The sequence below is a fragment of the Acidovorax sp. genome, from assembly GCF_046294525.1.
Taxonomy (GTDB): Bacteria; Pseudomonadota; Gammaproteobacteria; order Burkholderiales; family Burkholderiaceae_C; genus Acidovorax.
The window spans coordinates 55,393-72,632 of sequence record NZ_JBKBKQ010000014.1 but is presented as its reverse complement, the minus strand read 5'-3'; the positions used below and the strand labels follow the sequence as shown (position 1 = coordinate 72,632).

The following is a 17,240-nucleotide window of genomic DNA, read 5'->3' as shown; positions in this document are numbered from 1 at the left end:
AAAACGCTAAAAAACTGAACGTGTGGGGAATCCATGGCGTACACGGCGTGCCTTCGAAGATCGCACATCAGTGCAGTACCGGCCGCTGGGCCTGCACGACCTGGGCGTCGGGCTCGGTGCCGGGGCTGGCGTGGTGGGCCACCATGCGCCAGCCTTCGGGGGTCTTGTGATAGACGTTGGTCGCCAGCACCACGGCCTGGTGCAGGCCGTCCGGCAGCATCACCTCCACCTGCTCGGCCACGCTGTGCACGGCGGCGGTGAGTGCCACCACGCGGTGCACCTGCACGGGACGCGCGCGCACGGTGCCGTTGGCAAACATGCCCTCGAAGGCGGCGCGGATGGCCCCCGGCCCCAGCAGCCGGGGCCCGCCGGGGTGCACGCAGACGATGTCGTCATCTTCCGCCCAGCACGACATCAGCAACTCGATGTCGCCGCGCTGCAGGGCTTCGTAAAAGGCGGATTCGGTCTCGTCAGAAGATCCGCCCAGCGTGGCTGCTTGGGACGTGGAACGGGGCATGGTGAAGCGGGGTTCGGAAGAAAAAAGGAGGAAGCAGGCAAACTGCCGATATTGTGCGGTCACAGCGCCGGGCCCCGCAGCCGCCGGTCTTTTCGGCGGCCCGGTGTTTCTGGCACAGTCTGCGTTTTCTGCCACCCCGGCCCGCGTGCCGGCCATCCGCCATGACACGACGCCTTCTTGCCCTCATCGCCCTGCTGACCGCCACCCTGGCGCTCGGCGGGTGCGGCTACAACGATTTTCAGCGGTTGGACGAGCAGTCCAAGGCCGCCTGGAGCGAGGTGCTCAACCAGTACCAGCGCCGTGCCGACCTGGTGCCCAACATCGTGGCCACGGTCAAGGGCGAGGCCGACTTCGAGCAGGAGACGCTCACCCGCGTGATCGAGGCGCGCGCCAAGGCCACGGCCATCCAGGTCACGCCCGAGACGCTGAACAACCCCGAGGCGTTCAACCGCTTCCAGCAGGCCCAGGGCGAACTGTCGGGCGCGCTGTCGCGGCTGATGGCGGTGTCCGAGCGCTACCCCACGCTGCAGGCCAACCAGGGTTTTCGGGACCTGCGGGTGACGCTGGAAGGGACAGAGAACCGCATCACCGTGGCGCGCAACCGCTACATCCAGAGCGTGCAGGAGTACAACGTGCTGGCCCGCAGCTTCCCCAGCAACCTCACGGCCATGGTGTTCAGTTACGCACCCAAGCCCAGCTTCACGGTGGCCAACGAGGCGCAGATTACTGCGCCGCCCACGGTGGACTTCTCGGCCTCGCGGCCAAAGCCCTGAGCGCCCATCGGGTCCGCGCTCCATCAAAATATGAGCCAAAAGTGCCTCTAGCGCTTATCCATCAAGCGCTGGCAGCTATCTTTTTGATAGTTTTTGCATTGCCGTGGGCGCGGGCGGATGCGGCGCTGGTACCCGTGCCCGCCCTCACCAGCCCCGTCATCGACCAGACGGGCACCCTGAGCGCCGCCGAACTGCAGGCGCTGCAGGTGCAGCTAGAGGCGCTGGCGCAATCGCGCGGCTCGCAGGTGGTGGTGCTGATGGTGAACAGCACGGCGCCCGAGGACATTGCCGCCTTTGCCAACCGCGTGGGCAACGCGTGGAAAGTGGGGCGCCGCGGCGTGGGCGACGGCGTGCTGGTGGTGGTGGCCAAGGGCGACCGGCGCATGCGCATCGAGGTGGCCAAGGCGCTGGAAGGCGCCATCCCCGACATCGCGGCCGCCCGCATCATCGACACGGCCATGAAGCCGCGTTTTCAGCAGAACGACTACGCGGGCGGCCTGCGCGCCGCCATCGCGCAACTGGACGCCCGCATTGCCGGCGAAAACCTGCCCGCGCCCGAGTCCGAGCCTGCCCAGGCTGGCAGCGGCGCGGGCGACAGCGGTTTTGACTGGACAGACCTGGCGCTCTTCCTGTTCTTCGGCGTCATCGTGCTGGGCCCGCTGCTGCGCAGCCTGTTTGGGGGCGCGCCGGGCGGTCTGCTCATGGGCGGCGGCGTGGGCGCGGTGGCGTTCTGGCTCACGTCCAGTCTGGCGGTGGCAGTGGGCGCGGGGCTTCTCGCCCTGGTCTACACCTGGTTCTTCAGCGGCCGCAGCGGCGGGCCCGTGATCCATGGTGGAGGCGATCACAGCCACGGCAGCTGGGGCGGTGGTGGAGGCTGGAGCGGCGGCGGCGGCGGCGGCAGCAGCAGCGGGGGCGGATTCAGCTCGGGCGGCGGCGGCGATTTTGGCGGCGGTGGCGCCTCGGGAGATTGGTGAACCACATGGCAGCGACACAAGCGCCCTCTTCCACTGCGCCCACCGGGCTCTTTCAACGCATCGCTCGCCTGGTGCGGCACCGCTGGGCCGAAGGCGCGCTGCGCCGGAGTTTTCCGCCCGACATGGTAGAGCGTCTGGCGCAGCGCGTGGCTGCCAGCGAACGCCGGCACACGGGGCAGATCCGCATCTGCGTGGAAGGCGGGTTGCCCCTGTCGTACCTGTGGCGCGGCGCCAACGCGCGGGAGCGTGCACTCACCCTGTTTGGCAAGCAGCGCGTGTGGGACACCGAAGCCAACAACGGCGTGCTGATCTACCTGCTGGAGGCCGACCACGCCATCGAGATCGTGGCCGACCGCGGGCTGGCGCGCCATGTGCCGGCGGGCACTTGGCAGGCCATGGTGGCGCAGATGGGCGAGGCCTTTCGCGCGGGGCGCCATGAAGAAGGGCTGACCGCTGCGCTGGCCGAAGTGTCGGCGCTGCTGGTGCGGCACTTCCCAGCAGACGCGGGCACTGCAGCCAGCGAGCCGCACCCCAACGAACTGCCCGACCATCCCACCATCGGCCGCGCGGGCTGAGCACCCCTGGGCGGCAAGCCGCAGAGCGCGGCGCGGCGGCAACGCCTGTCGCCATTCCGCTGGTCACGGGCCGTGTGGCACCTGTACACTTTGCAACAGTCGATGAGCCAGCCCTCCGCGAGAGAGGGCCGCCTCGCTCAGGGCGTTGCCCAGGTGCGGGAGATCGAGACCTCGTTCACTGCGCCGTCCCGGCGGTAAACAAAACGTTCCGCCAACTTCTTGACGAAATGCACACCCAGTCCACCGACATGCCTGTCTTCGAGCGCTGCCTCGACATCGGCAGCCACCAGCGTGGTGGGATCAAACGGCGGTGCCTGATCGCGCAGCACGGCGCTCAGCGTGGCAGGCTCGTCAAACACCACCTTCACCGACACCGGGCCTCCCTGGCCGGCATAGCCGTGGGTGGCCACATTGGTCAGCAGCTCATCCAGCATGAGACCGAACGACGATGCCAGCGGCACGGGCACGCCATGTTCCTCAGCCCAGCCCTCCAGACGCTCGAAGAACGCTGGAAGCTCCGCGACGGTTCCGGACAGGGTGCATTGCAGTTCAGCCGGGTGGTTCATAGGCAGCAAGCGCTGGAAGGGGCCATGGACATTGATCCGCGCCTCCCCACCCGGGTGGGCCAGCGCAATCGTCGGCGCATTGTGGCATGAGCCGGGCGGCGGTTTCTCCTGCTGAAAGAGCCGTGCAGCCGGGCGCGGACGGCCTCAGCGCCCGCGCGCCTGCGGCCTCGCCCGGCTTTGCTGCGCTGTGGGAAGTGGCCGGGCTGTGGCTGCTCATCGTGCTGGCGGGCGTGCTGCTGATCGCCTTTTTGCTGCTCAACGTCCGCACGCACGAAGAGCAGAACATTCAGCGCGCACGGCTGTCGCTCACGCTCGCGGCGCTGCAGGAATCCATCGAGGGCGACCTGGCCCTGGGCCTGGACCTGCCGGACCACCGCGCCGTGCAGCCCCGCCTGGAAAAAGCCCTTTCGGCCGACCGGCAACTGCACGCCATCGACGTGGTGGATCGCGCAGGCGTGGCCCTGTTCAGCACCGACCGCGGCGCCGTGGGCGAGCCGCTGCATCCGCGCGCCGCAGCGGCGGCCGAAACCGGCGACCGCACCGACCGTGCCTGGACCGCGCAGATCGGTACCGAAGCCATCACCGGCTTGCCCCTGCACAACGCCTTCGGTGAGGTGGTCGGTCACATCACAACCAGCTATGCCGCCCCGGCCCCCGCGCTGCAGTGGGCCAATGGCAAACCGCTGCGCGACACACTGCTGAGCCCGCTGCTGCTGGCCACCTGCGGCCTGCTGGTGGCGGTGGTTCTGCTGGGCGGCCTGGCGGCACGCTGGGCGCTGGCGGCGCATTACCGGCACCTGGCGCAGGAGCGCGCAGGCCCGCTGGCCCGGGCGCTCGCCCAGTCAGCGGCCGTGCGCCAGCGCATGGACCTGTGCCTGGCCCGGCTGGACGAAAGCGAGCGCCAGGAATGACCGGCAACGCCGCCCCCCACAAACCATCCGCCGCTGCAGGCGCCGCGCGCACCGGGTCGGCCCTGCGGCTGGGTGCAGCGGCTCTGGTGCTGCTGGTGCTGGCTGCGGCCCTGCTGGCCGGGCTCACCCACCACCAGCTCCGGGACATGCGCCAGGACAGCGAACGCACCCGCGCCCAGCTGATGGCCGAGTCGCTGAGCCAGCGCATCGCGCATGCGCTGGAGATCGGCATCCCCATGGACGCGCTGGTGGGGGTAGATGCGCTGTTCAACCAGCGCCTGGTGGCCCACGCCGACATCCATTCCATCGCCCTGCTCAAGGTCGCAGGCCAGGTTTTGCACCGCGTGGAGCGGGACCGCGCCGCCCGTGCCAACGCCGGCACCGTGGCCGATGCGCCGGTGGTGGTGGGCGGCATCACCCAGGGCACGGTGCGCCTTGTGCTGCAGGAGACGGGTGCGGGCGCCTTTGCCCGCAGCGCTGCGGCACTGCTGATCCCCACCGTCCTGCTGCTGGCCACGCTGGCCTTTCTGGCGGCCCGCTTCTCGGAAGCCCACGGTCCCCTGCTGCGCAACCATGCCGTGCGACTGGCCACCCGGGCCATTGCGGGCGGGCGCTACGACCGGTCGGTGGTACTGCCCAACCGGCGCGGTTTTGACCTGCGCGCCCAGCAGCTCAGCCACGCAGTGCGCGGCGTGCACGAGACTCTGGTGCGGGTGCGGCGGCTGATCGCATCGCTGCGCCAGACCGAACCCCAGGCCCACCGGCGCGACTACCTGGACAAGCTGCTGGCCGACGCCGAGGGCCACAACCGCTTTGCCGAGCACGGCCTGGTGCAGATCCGCGTGGTGGCGGCCGAGGCGCAGACGTTCTGGGCCAGCCTGCTGCTTGCCATGGGCGCCGCCGCCCTCCCCGGCCTGCTGCTGGCGCAGGCCCTGTCGGCAGGCAGCGTTGCATTGCACGCAGCCGGCGTAGCAAGCACCTGGCTGGGCGCCGCCGCGCTGGCAGGCGGGGTGACACAACAGCGCCGCTGGCCTGCGCTGTCGGTGCTGTTCTCGGCCTGCGCCGCGCTGGTCGCCATGGCGGGGGTCTTGGCCACGGGGGTCCTCGCCAACCTGGGCGAACACGACGTCCTGTACGGCACGGCCGCGTGGTGCGGGCTGTCTGCCGGGGCGGTGCTGGCCGCCTGCTCGGCTGTGGAGCGGTCCGCCTATCGGCACGGCCACGCGCACGCCATGCCGCGGTGGCCGGCCGCGGCGCTGGGCGCGTGGCTGAGCGCCGCCGTCTGGCTGGGGCCCGCGCTGGGCGCGGTGGCAATGGCGGCCCTGGGCGCGCTGTACGGTGTGCTGGCCGTCATGCTGCCCGTGGTGTGCGCGGGCTTCCTGCTTCTGCGCTGGAACGAACCCCGCAGCCCCTGGCGCAACCGCGTGCGCGACCCGCATGCCGGCCTGGTGGAGGCTGTCGCCACGGTTCGCGCACAGCCCAGGGGCATCGGCCTGGGCGTGTCCCTGGCCTCCGGGCTGGTGGCGGCGCTTGGTCTGGCGGCCTCCACCGCGCCTGCGAATCATCTGGACAACCCCGTACTGGCTTGTGCGTTGGGCCTGGGGCTGGTGGCAGGTCTGCTGGCGCCCGCGCGCGTGCGGCGCGGCCGCGGCGGGGTCCTGCTGCTGATGGCTGCCGTACTGAACGGCCTGGCCTGGGCCGTGCCAGCCAGCTGGGTTGCGCACCCGGCCCTGCTGGGCGCGGCGGGACTGTGCACCGCCGCCCTGCTAGGCCACACCCTGGCCGCGGTGCAGCGCATGGAGTCCCGCCCGCCTGCGCTGTGGCTGCTGGGCGCTGCCGCAGGCGCCGCGCTGGCCGGGGCGCTGCTGGCTGTGGGCTGGACTCCGGCCGGTGCCAGCCTGGCGGCCACCGGGGCCCTTGCCTGGAGCGTGTGGCGCCATCGGAGCGCGCCGCCCCAGGGCTTACCAAGGGGCCGTGATGCAGCTTAGAAGTCGGATCATGCTCATTCTGCTGCTGGCCATGGCCTTGCTGGTGGCAGCGCTTGGCACCATGGGCTGGCTGGGGGAGCAGCGTTGGGAGCAGCGCTACAACGAGGCATTGTTGCAGGGACAGCGCATTGCCTGGGACAAGCTGCAGAACGAAAGCCTGGAGCGGCAGGACGCCCTGGCCCGTCGGCTGCTGGAAGACCCCGCGTTTCGCAACCCGCAGGCGCCAGGTGCCGCCCAGCGCATCGACACCCTGCTGGCGAATGCCGTGCGGCAGGCTCCCGGGCTGCGCATCGACATCGTGGCGCCGGGCGGTGGCCTGGTGTCCACCACCGAGCCGGGCTTCGATCCGCAGCCCCTGGCTGAATACGGCTGGGTCAAGGCCGCCATGAGCACGGCCGCCGGAGGCGTGCGCGGGCTGAGCCAGGTGGCGCCGCGCGAATACGCATGGGTGGTGGTGCACGGTTTTGAAGGCGGCGCCCTGGCTGTGGGGCAGGACGTGTCGCGGCGGCTGCCCGAGCTGGCCGCGTACCTGGGCGGAGAGATGTTTTTGGTGAACATGCGTGGCAAGGAGACGCTGGGCACCCAGCCCGGGGCGCTGTCCGCCACCGGTGCCGTGGTGCCGGTGCGGTCGCCGCAGGCCATCATCCTGTCGACACCCACACAGGGTGACGGCAATGGCGCCGGCAAGGCGGCCCTGCAGCTCATCAGCCAGCCTGTGCTCAACCCCGACAACCGCGTGGTGGGCGCGCTGGTGTGGATGCAGGACGTGAGCGCGCAGCACCGCTCGGACCAGTTCTTCAACATTGCAGCAGCTGGCGGAGCCCTGCTGTTTGCGGTGCTCATCGTTATGGGCTTGGCGGCCTACATGCAGCATGCAATGGAGCCGCTCACGCGCTCGGTGGGCGTGCTCAAGGCCCTGGCCAGCGGTGCCACGGATGCCTCGCTCGACGACGGCGAAGAAGAGGCCGAGGACGAATCCGGCGCCATTGCGCGGGGCGTGGTGGCCATCCGCTCCGAACTGCTCAACCTGGAGACACTGCGCCAGGAGCGCATTCGCACACGGCACCAGCAGGAGCGCCTCATCCGCGACCAGCTGCGGTCTCTGGCCGAGAGCCTGGATCCGACCTCGCGCGACGAGATACTGGCGGCGCTGGGCAGTCGCGGCGAAGCCCCTGCGGCCCAGGCAACGCCGCCGGCGCAGTCATCGGCCAGTGCAGACACTCTGCCCCACAGCTCGCCCAACCAGTTGGCGGAGCTGGCCGGTATCCTGGGCCGCATGTCGGGGCTGGTCAGCACCCAGCAGAGCCGTTTGCTCAAGCTGCTGCGCGAGCTGCAGGCCGCGGTACAGACCCAGGCCATGCTGGCCAGCCTGCAGCAGGAGCTGGAGATTGCGCGCCAGATGCAACTGTCCATCCTGCCGCGCTCGGCGCCCGACGTGGGCGAGGTGGACATCGCCGCCACCATGATTCCCGCCAAGGAAGTGGGGGGCGACTTCTACGACTACTTCCCCATCGACGACGAGCACCTGGCCGTGGTTGTGGCCGACGTGTCCGGCAAGGGCGTGCCGGCGGCGTTCTTCATGGCTATTTCTCGCACTCTGCTCAAGAGCAACGCACTCTTCCTGCGCGTGCCGGGCGCGACCATTGCCGCGCTGAACGACCAGCTCTGCGCGGAAAACGACCAGATGATGTTCGTGACCGTGTTCTACGGCGTTCTGCACCTGCGCAGCGGCCGGCTCACGTACGTCAATGCGGGCCACAACCCTCCCGTATGGCTGCAGGGCGGCAAGGCCCGATACTTCGAGCGCGGCGCCAACATGGCGCTGGCGGTGATGGAAGGGCAGGACTACATCGAAGGCGAGATCGTGTTGTCGCCCGGTGAAACGCTGCTGCTGTACACCGATGGCGTGACCGAAGCCAATAACCAGGAGGGCACGCTGTTTGGCGAGCCCGCGCTGCTGGCCGCCATGGAGGCAGTGGCCGCCGACCCGGTGCACAAGGGCCACGCGGGCGGCGTGCCGCAACGGGTGGTGCAGGCGGTGCGTGCCTTCGAAGCCGGTGCGGCGCAGGCCGACGACATCACCGTGGTGGCAATCACCTACCAGGGAGCGCGGTCGTGATGCAGGTGCCGCACATAGCGCAAGCGCACGCCCGATGCGTCGCGCACCTCGCCGATACAGGCGTAGCCCGACGACGCCGCATCGCGCAGCGCCCCGAAGTCGTTGCTGGGCAACAGTATTTCATCGGCCATGTCGAAATGCAGGCCATGCTCCAGGTCGATCATGGCGACATGGCGCTGCAGCCCATCGATGGCGCCGGTCCACGCGATGTGCAGTCCCTGGCGCAGCAGGTTGTGGCGGCTGGAGTGGTTGTGCAGGGACACCATGGCGAGGCACACAGGGCGGCCCCGGGCGTGCGCCAGCGACAGGCGCGCCGCCAGCAGCACCCGTTGCAGGCCGTGGCCGCGCCATGCGGGAACCACCATGCAACTCGACAGATGCGTGACGCGGCCTTGTTGCGCTGCCGACAGGCCGATGGTGCTGCCCAGATTCAGCGCCGCGCCCCCACAAGCCGGAAAACCCACCATCGCATAGGCCACCAGCTCGCCGTGGGCGAACACGCCAATGGTTTCGCCAGCGGGTTCCGTGTGGGCATCGAAAAAAGCGCGCTCATCGTCCTCGCGCACATAGAGATCAGGGTCAGGCAGGCCAGCGATTACTGTGTCGCGCAATGCCAACCAGGCACCGAAATCGCCCGGCAGCAGCAGGCGCGCGCGCAGCTCCGGGTGCTGCCGAAACACGACATCCGGTGGCAAAAAAGGGCGGGCATGGTGGATCAGCGACAGCAAACCAGGGACTCCAGCAGCGGACGTGCGAGTGTGCACTACGTCGCTGATGTTGCAAAGAAATACAAACACGCAGCGACCGGCGTTGCACAGGCCGGCTTGCCAGAGGGACCCCACCATGACTGACACTCCCACCCCCAGCCCGGTCGAGGCTCCCGCAACCGACCTCGTCCCCCCGCGCACCGACCTTGCAGCCCTGCAACCCCGGCTGCGGCGCGAGTCGCTGATTTTTGCGGCGATCTTCTCGCTGGCGCTGTTTGGTCTGTCGCTGGTCCTCATCGCATGGCGCACTGAGCAGTTGCTCACACAGCTGTCGCAGGACCGTGTGGTGCGCCTGATGCACCAAGTGGCGGACGAGGCCGAGCGCGGCATGCAGTTTGGCGTGGCAGTGGCCGACCAGACCTCGCTGGTCGAGCGGCTGCAGCGCCTGCAGTCCGAAGACAAGGCCGTGCGCGCCGTGTTTGTGGACACCGACCGGGGCGAGGTGATCGCGAGCGCCGGTGACGAAGCGCTGCGCACCGGCATCGACCTGCGCTGGAACGCGCCCCTCCTGGGCAACGGCCCCGACCACCCGCCCAGCGTGCGCACCACGGCGCGGGCGGTGTACGTGGGCACCGCCATGTTTGATTCCACCGGCGTGCCCGCAGCGACATTGTGGGCGGCCATGGACCCCGGGGAGGTGCGCAAGCAGGCGCACGATGCGGCGCTGAGCATGGTGCTGAAGGCCCTGCCGCTGATCGCCTTTACCCTGTTCCTTACTTGGTGGGCGCTGCTGCGGTGGAGCACGCGGGTCATGGGATCAGTGCAGCCCGACCGCAGCGGCCTGCGCCCCACTGGATACGGCAAGGCGCTGTGGGTGGCACTGGCCCTGGCGCTGGTGGCAGCGCCGTTCAGCATGGTGTGGATTGCGCGCGAGGCGGCACGCCCCTTCGTCACTCAGCAGATCCAGAGCAACGCGGATGCCGTGGGCCGAGCCCTGGCCGGACAGGTGGCGCGGGCCATGGCCGCTGGTGTGCCCTGGGAGGGTCTGAGCGGTGTGGACGAACTGTTCAAGAAGCAGCTGGCCGAAGCCCCGGAGCTGAGCTATCTGGCGCTGCGAAAGGGCGATGCGCCGGCCACCCACGCCACCTGGGGGACGCAAGCCGCCGCGTCGCAGCGTGAGTCCATGCCCGCTGCGACTGTTAGCGCAGGCGATGGTGCGGGCGGCAGCGATAGCGACGACGTGTACCGCCGCGCGGTGGCGGTCACAGACGCGGGCGGCACCGTCGTGGTGGGCTACCCAGCCGACTACGTCAACCGCCAGCTCGCCGGCATGCTGCTGGACCTGGTGCTGGCCCTGGTGATTGCTGCGGTGCTGGTGCGCGAGCTCTCGCGCGGCCTGTGGCGCAAGTCGCTGCTGTATCCGCTGTCTGCCTATGCGCAGGCCCGGGCGTGGCAGCACGTGCAGCGCCGCTGGCAGCGCCGCCACGTAGTGGCCCAGGACGTGGCCGCCGCACACGACCGCGACGCCGCCGAGTGCCGCGCCCAGCTGCTGGAAGCGGTGGGCCAACGCCACAGCGCCCCGGAGGAATCGGCCGTGGTCCCCTCGGCCGTGGCTTCGCAGCTCACCTTGCTGCGGCTCACGGTGTTTCTGGTGGCCTTGTCCGAAGAGCTATTGCGCCCCTTCTTCACGGTGTTTGCCAGCGAGGTGCGCCCCTTCGACATGGTGCTGTCGCCCGCCATGATGGCCGGCCTGCCGGTGGCGGCTTTCATGACCACCCTGGCGCTGGCACAGCCGCTGGGCCCGGCATTGGCGAAGCGTTTCGACCTGCGCTGGAGCCTGGTGTTTGCCGCGCTCGTGGGCATGTTTGCGCTGGCGGCCACGTCAATGGCCAAGGACGCTTGGACGCTCATCGTGCTGCGTGCCACGGGCGGCGCGGCCTACGGCCTCGCCCTCATCCTGGTGCAGACCGCCATCGTCCGCATCACCCCACCCAAGCAGCGTGCGCGGGGCCTGGCGGAGGTGGCCGCAGCCATTGTGGCGGCGGGCATTGTGGGCCCGCCCTTTGGCGGCATGATCGCCGCGCGCGCGGGCGATGTGACGGGCTTCGTGGCCTGCGCCTTGTGCATGGCGGCCGCGCTGGTGGTGGCCATGCGGTTGTCGCTGGACCGGGCCATGCCCGCCGGCCCCGCGGCCCAGCGCGGCCTGGCCACTACCGGCGGCTGGCGCGGCTACGTGGCCGTGCTGCGCGAGCCGCGCGCAGTGTGGGTGATCCTCGGTTCGGCCCTCCCGGCACGGCTGGTGGCCGTCACCGTGCTGTCGGTGGTAGTGCCGCTGTACATGAATGAACTGCAGCAGCAACCGGCCGTGGCAGGGCGCGTGCTGCTGTTGTACTTCCTGTGTTTTGCGTCCACCGCCACCCTGGTGGCGCACTGGTCGGACTTGCTGGGGCAGCGCAAGCCGTTCATCGTGCTTGGCGGGGTGCTGAGTGTGGCGGCCTGCCTGTCGCTGCCACTGCTGGGCGGTGTGTGGGGCATGGCCGCGTGCTGTGCGCTGCTGGGTTTTGGGCAGGCGCTGCAGTCGTCGCCGCAGATCGCCCTGACCACCGAATTCTTCGAGCACCAGCCAGACCGCGCAGCGGCGGCCACACCCGAGCAAGCCCTCGCAGCCTTCCGCCTCATTGAGCGCGGCGGCAGCATCGTCGCGCCGTTTGTCACTGCCGTGGCCGTCACAGCCTTCGGATATGCGGGGGCTGTGGTGGCTGTAGGCGCACTGCTGACGCTTGCCACTTTGGGCTTGGTGGCCGGTCTGCGCGTGCAGCGCGCAAGCAGCGCCACGCCCGCCTAAAGGCCAGCCCGATGCATCACACTCCCTTGATCACCCTGCCCAGCGCCCCAACACGCGACCAGGAGACCTCCATGCACCTCCCGATGTCTTTCACCACGCCAACCGTCTGGCTGCGTGCCGGCGCCGCAGCCCTGATGGTGCTGGCCGCAGGCGCTGGCCACGCCCAGCAGGCGCCTGCCAGTGCAGCGGGAAGTGCCGCAGGCGCCGCGGCCGCTGCCTCGGCCGCCACCGCGCGCTACACCGTGGCCATGGTGCTGGTGCGCGACGACCAGAACATCGAGGCCGGCTTCACCAGCTATCTGCAGCGGCAGGACGTTCCGGTGCGCTACGTGAATATCCGCTTCTCAGGCAAGGCCGACGACATACAGGACCTGCGCAGCCGCGTGCGTGCCGCCAACCCCGATCTCATCTACGTGTGGGGCACGCCGACCTCTCTCGCGCTTGCCGGGCGGCACGACCAACCCGCAGGTACCTCGATCCGCGATATCCCCATCGTGTTCACCGAGGTGACGGATCCCGTCGGCGCCGGGCTGATTCCCACGCTGGAGCAGCCCAACCGCAACGTGACCGGGGTGAGCCACGTCGCGCCTTTGCCAGTGCAGCTGAACGCGATCCGCGCCTACCGGCCGTTCTCCAAGCTGGGCTTTTTGCACAACCCTGCGGAGCCGAACTCGGCGCTGATCCGCGACCGGCTCAAGGAACTGGCGCGGGCCCAGAGCTTCGAAGTCGTGGAGGCCAGCCTGCCCCTTCTGGCGGGCGGCGCGCCCGACCCGGCACAGATCGCGCCCCAGATCCAGAGCATTGCCCAGCAGGGCGCCGACCTGCTGTACGTGGGGCCCATTACCTTTCTGGCCTACACCCATCGCGACGCGGTCACCTCGGCGGCCCTGGACAACAAGCTGCCCACCTTCTGCGCCACCGAAAGCATTGTTCGCCAGTCCGGCTGCATGTTCGGCCTGTTCTCCAACGGGTCCAACATCGGCCGGTACGCCGCCTCCATGGCGCGCCAGATTCTGGTGGAGAAGAAGCGCCCGCAGGACATCCCGGCCTCCACCCTGCAACGCTTCTCGTTGCTCATCAACATGCGCACCGTGCAGGCGCTGGGCCTGTACCCGCCCATGCTGCTGTTGAACGTGGCCGAAGTCATCAACGTGGAGAACCAAGCCGCCAAGTAATGCGTAGTGCGCACCGGAGGCATCCGCACGGCTCTTACAATGCGCCCTTCTTTTTCGCCCCTTCTCTGACTCCCCCATCCCATCCAAGGAACGCGTCCCATGAATCTCGAACAGGAGCACCGCGGCGACATCCTCATCCTGCGCCCTTGTGGCCGCCTGGACAGCAGCAGTTCGCCCGAACTGGAGCGCGTTGTCACGGAACAGCTGGACGCCGGCACGCAGCGGCTGGTGTTCGATCTGTCCCAGCTCGACTACATCAGCTCGGCTGGCCTGCGCGTGGTGCTGCTGGCCGGCAAGAAGATGCGTGCAAGCAAGGGCAGGCTGGTGCTGGTGGGTTTGCAGACCATGGTGCGCGAGGTGTTCGACATGAGCGGCTTCCTCAGCCTGTTTGCCATTACGGGCACGCTGGACGAGGGGCTGGCCAAGGTCTAGAAAAAGCGCCGGCAGCTTTCCCCAACATTTTTTGATGTTTTTGGCCACTAGCGCTCGTACAGCAAGCGCTGGTAGCTATCATTTTTAAGTGCCAGAGCGCTGTTCGGAGCAGTGCTCGCCACATTCATCCAAGGGCCGTGCGCTTACCCGCAGCGGCCCTTTTTCTCTTCCGTTCGTGTGGAGCCGGTACACAGCCGCGCTGTGGCGACGGCCTGCCGCAACGTGCCCCCCCGTTAGATGGGTCATCGGCGGTTCCTGCCGGTGAGCGACCGTTTCATCCCGCGGCAACTACGCACCGCCGCACCGATTCCGCCTATTGTTTCCAATACCGGAACAGTTAGTTTGCGACTCGGTAGTTTTTCTCTGAACACCTGCGGCGTACAGTTCATCCCATCGATGAGCCGAACCCGCAAGGCGACTCACCGAACCCGGGTTGCAGCCAGTTTTTCGCCCGTGCCTTGACTGCTTCTTCCCGGCTTTTTTGAGACGCTTTTTTTAACTGAAGGACTTCATCATCATGAACACCACTGCCCGCTTCCTCTCCATCGCCGCTGTTGCCGCTTTCGCATCTTTTGGCGCCCACGCTGACGAAGCCGATGCTTCGCAGTTCGCAACTAAGTTTGAAACCAACCGCACCCGCGCCGAAGTGCAAGCCGAAGCCTCCACCGTGGCCCAGGCCCGCAGCCAGGAACCCGCCGGTTCGCGTGTGGTGACCTACAAGAGCACCGCCGACCGCGCTGCCGTGAGCGCCCAGGCTGCCGACGCCGTGCGCACCGGCCAGATCCCCCACGGCGAACTGGGCTCGATGTAATCCAGCATCACGCCCTTCCCTAAAGCTTCTTTTCTTTTTCTCCGTTTTCTGATCATCTCTCCAGGAGTTTCACCATGAACAAGACCGCACGTTTCCTGTCCCTCGCCGCTGTGGCTGCTTTCGCTTCTTTTGGCGCTCAGGCTGATGAAGCCGACGCTTCGCAGTACGCGACGAAGTTCGAGACGAACCGCACCCGTGCGGAAGTGCAGGCCGAGGCCGCCACCGTGGCCCAAACACGCAGCATCGAGCCCGCTGGTTCGCGCGTCGTGACCTACAAGTCCACCGCCGACCGCGCCGCCGTACGTGCCCAGGCAGCCGACGCGCTGCGCACAGGCCAGATCTCTTCGGGCGAAATCGGTTCGATGTAAATCTTATGGATGGGCTGCGCCAGCGCAGCATCTCTTCAAAGAAGGCCGAGGTCGTTGCGATCTCGGCCTTTCTTATTTTTATTGGCCTGCAAGATATGTTGGGTAGGGCTTCTTTGGGTCAGTGCCCCGAGGACCGTGCCACGCGGAACGAGCAGCGTCTTGACCAGCGCGCCGGCCGGGTGGACGCTCGATGCCAGCGCCAATGGCTTCAGTGCTTAGAAACATGCCTCGAGTCCGCCGAATCCGACAAATCGGCGGTGCGTGAGGGTCTGGCAATGCCGCAATCTAGGCGGCGGGCGCCCGGCGGTGTTGCCTGTCTTGCCAAGGCAGCCAAGCCTTGGCTGCGCCAGACGCCTTGCCGCGCACCCACCGCAGCCTCGGCGCATCGCCGATTTGTCGGATTCGGTGGACTAGTTCCGCAAGCCACGCGCTGCTCGCGCCTCGGTAAACGCTTTACGTCCATCCTCCGCCCACGTCTTGCGCGCAGGCGTAAAAAAACCCGGCAGGGCCGGGTTTTTATCGTTCACCGAAACCGGGTTCCAGATCACTTCTTCTGACGGTATTTGCGCAGCGCCGCAATCTGGGCAGCCATCACAGCCAGCTCGGACTGGGCCTTGGCCAGGTCCAACTCGCTCTTGGCGTTCTTGAGCGCTTCTTCGGCCGATGCCTTGGCCGCATTGGCCTTTTCGTCGTCCAGATCCTTGCCGCGGATCGCGGTGTCGGACAGCACAGTCACGCAGTTGGGCTGCACTTCCAGAATGCCACCGGCCACGAAAACAAACTCTTCGTCACCGTTGGCCATCTCGATGCGCACCGAGCCCGGCTTGATGCGGGTGATCAGCGGGGTGTGACGGGGGTAGATGCCCAACTCGCCCGCTTCACCAGGCAGCGCTACAAAACGCGCTTCACCGGAGAAGATGGACTCTTCGGCACTGACCACATCAACGTGGATGGTGTTCATCATTGCTCCTAAGAAAAGGTGGGTTGCTCGATCGCTGAAGGTTGAGCCGCTGCCGCGAGGGACCGCTGCGGCTCAACCGCCGGGCAATCAGGCCACCTTCTTGGCCTTTTCGAAGGCTTCGTCGATGGTGCCGACCATGTAGAACGCTTGTTCTGGCAGGTGGTCGCACTCGCCGTTCACGATCATCTTGAAACCACGGATCGTTTCGGCCAGCGGCACATACTTGCCTGGGGAGCCCGTGAACACTTCGGCCACGTGGAAAGGCTGCGACAGGAAACGCTGGATCTTGCGAGCGCGGGCCACGGCCAGCTTGTCTTCAGGAGCCAGTTCGTCCATGCCCAGAATGGCGATGATGTCGCGCAGTTCCTTGTATCGCTGCAGCGTACCCTGCACTGCGCGAGCCGTGGTGTAGTGGTCTTCGCCCACCACATTCGGGTCCAGCTGACGGCTGGTGGAGTCCAGAGGATCCACGGCAGGGTAGATACCCAGCGAAGCGATGTCACGCGAGAGCACCACGGTGGAGTCCAAGTGGGCAAAGGTCGTGGCGGGCGATGGGTCGGTCAAGTCATCCGCTGGCACATACACGGCCTGGATCGAGGTGATCGAGCCCACCTTGGTGGACGTAATACGCTCTTGCAGACGGCCCATTTCTTCGGCCAGCGTAGGCTGGTAGCCCACGGCGGAAGGCATGCGGCCCAGCAGAGCGGACACTTCGGTACCGGCCAGCGTGTAGCGGTAGATGTTGTCCACGAAGAACAGCACGTCACGGCCTTCGTCACGGAACGACTCGGCGATGGTCAGGCCGGTCAGCGCCACGCGCAGGCGGTTGCCTGGGGGCTCGTTCATCTGGCCGTACACCATGGCCACCTTGGACTCTTCGAGCTTCTCCAGGTTGACCACGCCGGAATCGGCCATTTCGTGATAGAAGTCGTTCCCTTCGCGGGTACGCTCACCCACACCAGCGAACACCGACAGACCCGAGTGGGCCTTGGCGATGTTGTTGATGAGTTCCATCATGTTCACGGTCTTGCCCACACCGGCGCCGCCGAACAGGCCCACCTTACCGCCCTTGGCGAACGGGCATACCAGGTCAATCACCTTGATACCGGTTTCCAGCAGCTCCTGCGAGGGCGACAGCTCGTCGTACGCAGGCGCCTTGCGGTGGATAGAAGCCGTCAGTTCCTGACCCACTGGGCCGCGCTCATCAATGGGCGTGCCCAGCACGTCCATGATGCGGCCCAGAGTAGCCTTGCCCACGGGCACGGTGATGGGGTTGCCGGTGTTGGTCACCATGATGCCGCGGCGCAGGCCGTCGGACGAACCCAGCGCGATGGTACGCACCACGCCGTCGCCCAGCTGCTGCTGCACTTCCAGCGTCAGGGCCGAACCTTCGAGCTTCAGGGCGTCGTAAACCTTGGGCATCTGGTCGCGCGGGAACTCAACGTCCACCACAGCGCCGATACATTGAACAATCTTGCCTTGCACTTGAGCCATTTTTCGCTCCAATAAAGTAGTTTG

General features: G+C 67.6%; 16 protein-coding genes. 11 read left to right on the top strand and 5 right to left on the bottom strand.

Annotation, left to right across the window (positions count from 1 at the left end):
* Positions 1–67: 67 nt before the first annotated feature.
* Positions 68–517 carry a YybH family protein gene (locus ACK4HJ_RS14120; protein WP_409832644.1) on the bottom strand — a complete coding sequence of 150 codons (450 nt, stop codon included), beginning with the start codon at positions 515–517 and terminating at the stop codon, positions 68–70.
* Positions 518–678: 161 nt separating this feature from the next.
* On the opposite strand from ACK4HJ_RS14120, the gene ACK4HJ_RS14115 reads away from it, so the two are divergent.
* Genes ACK4HJ_RS14115 through ACK4HJ_RS14105 form a run of 3 tightly spaced genes read left to right on the top strand, consistent with a single transcriptional unit; the run spans position 679 to position 2,839 of the window.
* Complete coding sequence (locus tag ACK4HJ_RS14115) at positions 679–1,290, top strand: LemA family protein (RefSeq protein WP_409832641.1); 612 nt, start codon at positions 679–681, stop codon at positions 1,288–1,290.
* A 41-nt stretch (positions 1,291–1,331) separates the two neighbouring features.
* Positions 1,332–2,264: a TPM domain-containing protein gene (locus ACK4HJ_RS14110; RefSeq protein WP_409832638.1), complete on the top strand. Its 933-nt coding sequence runs from the start codon at positions 1,332–1,334 to the stop codon at positions 2,262–2,264.
* Positions 2,265–2,269: 5 nt separating this feature from the next.
* Positions 2,270–2,839 (top strand): TPM domain-containing protein, encoded by a 570-nt coding sequence (locus ACK4HJ_RS14105; RefSeq protein WP_409832636.1) that lies wholly within the window; start codon positions 2,270–2,272, stop codon positions 2,837–2,839.
* Positions 2,840–2,976: 137 nt separating this feature from the next.
* Here ACK4HJ_RS14105 and ACK4HJ_RS14100 read toward each other — a convergent pair whose 3' ends face one another.
* Entirely contained in the window at positions 2,977–3,405 is a 429-nt protein-coding gene (locus tag ACK4HJ_RS14100; RefSeq protein WP_409832633.1) for an ATP-binding protein, read from the bottom strand.
* Between the two features lie 122 nt (positions 3,406–3,527).
* On the opposite strand from ACK4HJ_RS14100, the gene ACK4HJ_RS14095 reads away from it, so the two are divergent.
* From ACK4HJ_RS14095 to ACK4HJ_RS14085, 3 genes are read left to right on the top strand one after another with little or no spacing between them, the layout of a single operon-like run.
* A complete protein-coding gene (locus ACK4HJ_RS14095) occupies positions 3,528–4,316 on the top strand; it encodes a hypothetical protein (RefSeq protein WP_409832631.1) in 789 nt (262 codons plus the stop codon).
* Positions 4,313–6,304, top strand: a complete 1,992-nt coding sequence (locus tag ACK4HJ_RS14090; protein WP_409832628.1) for a hypothetical protein — start codon at positions 4,313–4,315, stop codon at positions 6,302–6,304. Before ACK4HJ_RS14095 ends, ACK4HJ_RS14090 begins: the two co-directional genes overlap by 4 nt.
* 10 nt (positions 6,305–6,314) lie before the next feature.
* Positions 6,315–8,423: a PP2C family protein-serine/threonine phosphatase gene (locus ACK4HJ_RS14085; RefSeq protein WP_409832626.1), complete on the top strand. Its 2,109-nt coding sequence runs from the start codon at positions 6,315–6,317 to the stop codon at positions 8,421–8,423.
* Here the strand turns inward: ACK4HJ_RS14085 and ACK4HJ_RS14080 are convergent.
* A complete protein-coding gene (locus tag ACK4HJ_RS14080) occupies positions 8,402–9,151 on the bottom strand; it encodes a GNAT family N-acetyltransferase (RefSeq protein WP_409832623.1) in 750 nt (249 codons plus the stop codon). The genes ACK4HJ_RS14085 and ACK4HJ_RS14080 overlap by 22 nt on opposite strands.
* Before the next feature lie 115 nt (positions 9,152–9,266).
* Between ACK4HJ_RS14080 and ACK4HJ_RS14075 the strand changes: the two genes are divergently transcribed.
* The 5 genes from ACK4HJ_RS14075 to ACK4HJ_RS14055 all read left to right on the top strand — a co-directional run bounded on the left by ACK4HJ_RS14075 (position 9,267) and on the right by ACK4HJ_RS14055 (position 14,761).
* Complete coding sequence (locus tag ACK4HJ_RS14075; protein ID WP_409832620.1) at positions 9,267–11,975, top strand: MFS transporter; 2,709 nt, start codon at positions 9,267–9,269, stop codon at positions 11,973–11,975.
* Positions 11,976–12,046: 71 nt separating this feature from the next.
* Complete coding sequence (locus tag ACK4HJ_RS14070; protein ID WP_409832617.1) at positions 12,047–13,150, top strand: ABC transporter substrate-binding protein; 1,104 nt, start codon at positions 12,047–12,049, stop codon at positions 13,148–13,150.
* 99 nt (positions 13,151–13,249) lie between these two features.
* Entirely contained in the window at positions 13,250–13,582 is a 333-nt protein-coding gene (locus ACK4HJ_RS14065; protein WP_409832615.1) for an STAS domain-containing protein, read from the top strand.
* A gap of 517 nt (positions 13,583–14,099) precedes the next feature.
* Positions 14,100–14,393 (top strand): DUF4148 domain-containing protein, encoded by a 294-nt coding sequence (locus tag ACK4HJ_RS14060; protein ID WP_409832613.1) that lies wholly within the window; start codon positions 14,100–14,102, stop codon positions 14,391–14,393.
* Between the two features lie 74 nt (positions 14,394–14,467).
* Positions 14,468–14,761 (top strand): DUF4148 domain-containing protein, encoded by a 294-nt coding sequence (locus ACK4HJ_RS14055; RefSeq protein WP_409832610.1) that lies wholly within the window; start codon positions 14,468–14,470, stop codon positions 14,759–14,761.
* Positions 14,762–15,305: 544 nt separating this feature from the next.
* Here ACK4HJ_RS14055 and ACK4HJ_RS14050 read toward each other — a convergent pair.
* Both ACK4HJ_RS14050 and atpD read right to left on the bottom strand, forming a co-directional pair.
* Positions 15,306–15,722, bottom strand: coding sequence for a F0F1 ATP synthase subunit epsilon (locus ACK4HJ_RS14050; protein ID WP_409832609.1), 417 nt, complete (start codon positions 15,720–15,722; stop codon positions 15,306–15,308).
* Between the two features lie 87 nt (positions 15,723–15,809).
* Positions 15,810–17,216 carry a F0F1 ATP synthase subunit beta gene (atpD, locus tag ACK4HJ_RS14045; RefSeq protein ID WP_409832607.1) on the bottom strand — a complete coding sequence of 469 codons (1,407 nt, stop codon included), beginning with the start codon at positions 17,214–17,216 and terminating at the stop codon, positions 15,810–15,812.
* Between the last annotated feature and the right edge of the window lie 24 nt (positions 17,217–17,240).

Bases quoted from the DNA above. Each gene is read 5' to 3' on its own strand.
- ACK4HJ_RS14070 (WP_409832617.1), top strand. From the start codon at position 12,047: ATGCACCTCCCGATGTCTTTCACCACGCCAACCGTCTGGCTGCGTGCC.
- ACK4HJ_RS14100 (WP_409832633.1), bottom strand. From the start codon at position 3,405: ATGAACCACCCGGCTGAACTGCAATGCACCCTGTCCGGAACCGTCGCG.
- ACK4HJ_RS14050 (WP_409832609.1), bottom strand. From the start codon at position 15,722: ATGAACACCATCCACGTTGATGTGGTCAGTGCCGAAGAGTCCATCTTC.
- ACK4HJ_RS14075 (WP_409832620.1), top strand. From the start codon at position 9,267: ATGACTGACACTCCCACCCCCAGCCCGGTCGAGGCTCCCGCAACCGAC.
- ACK4HJ_RS14060 (WP_409832613.1), top strand. From the start codon at position 14,100: ATGAACACCACTGCCCGCTTCCTCTCCATCGCCGCTGTTGCCGCTTTC.
- ACK4HJ_RS14090 (WP_409832628.1), top strand. From the start codon at position 4,313: ATGACCGGCAACGCCGCCCCCCACAAACCATCCGCCGCTGCAGGCGCC.
- ACK4HJ_RS14105 (WP_409832636.1), top strand. From the start codon at position 2,270: ATGGCAGCGACACAAGCGCCCTCTTCCACTGCGCCCACCGGGCTCTTT.
- ACK4HJ_RS14115 (WP_409832641.1), top strand. From the start codon at position 679: ATGACACGACGCCTTCTTGCCCTCATCGCCCTGCTGACCGCCACCCTG.
- ACK4HJ_RS14120 (WP_409832644.1), bottom strand. From the start codon at position 517: ATGCCCCGTTCCACGTCCCAAGCAGCCACGCTGGGCGGATCTTCTGAC.
- ACK4HJ_RS14085 (WP_409832626.1), top strand. From the start codon at position 6,315: ATGCTCATTCTGCTGCTGGCCATGGCCTTGCTGGTGGCAGCGCTTGGC.
- ACK4HJ_RS14065 (WP_409832615.1), top strand. From the start codon at position 13,250: ATGAATCTCGAACAGGAGCACCGCGGCGACATCCTCATCCTGCGCCCT.
- ACK4HJ_RS14055 (WP_409832610.1), top strand. From the start codon at position 14,468: ATGAACAAGACCGCACGTTTCCTGTCCCTCGCCGCTGTGGCTGCTTTC.
- atpD (WP_409832607.1), bottom strand. From the start codon at position 17,216: ATGGCTCAAGTGCAAGGCAAGATTGTTCAATGTATCGGCGCTGTGGTG.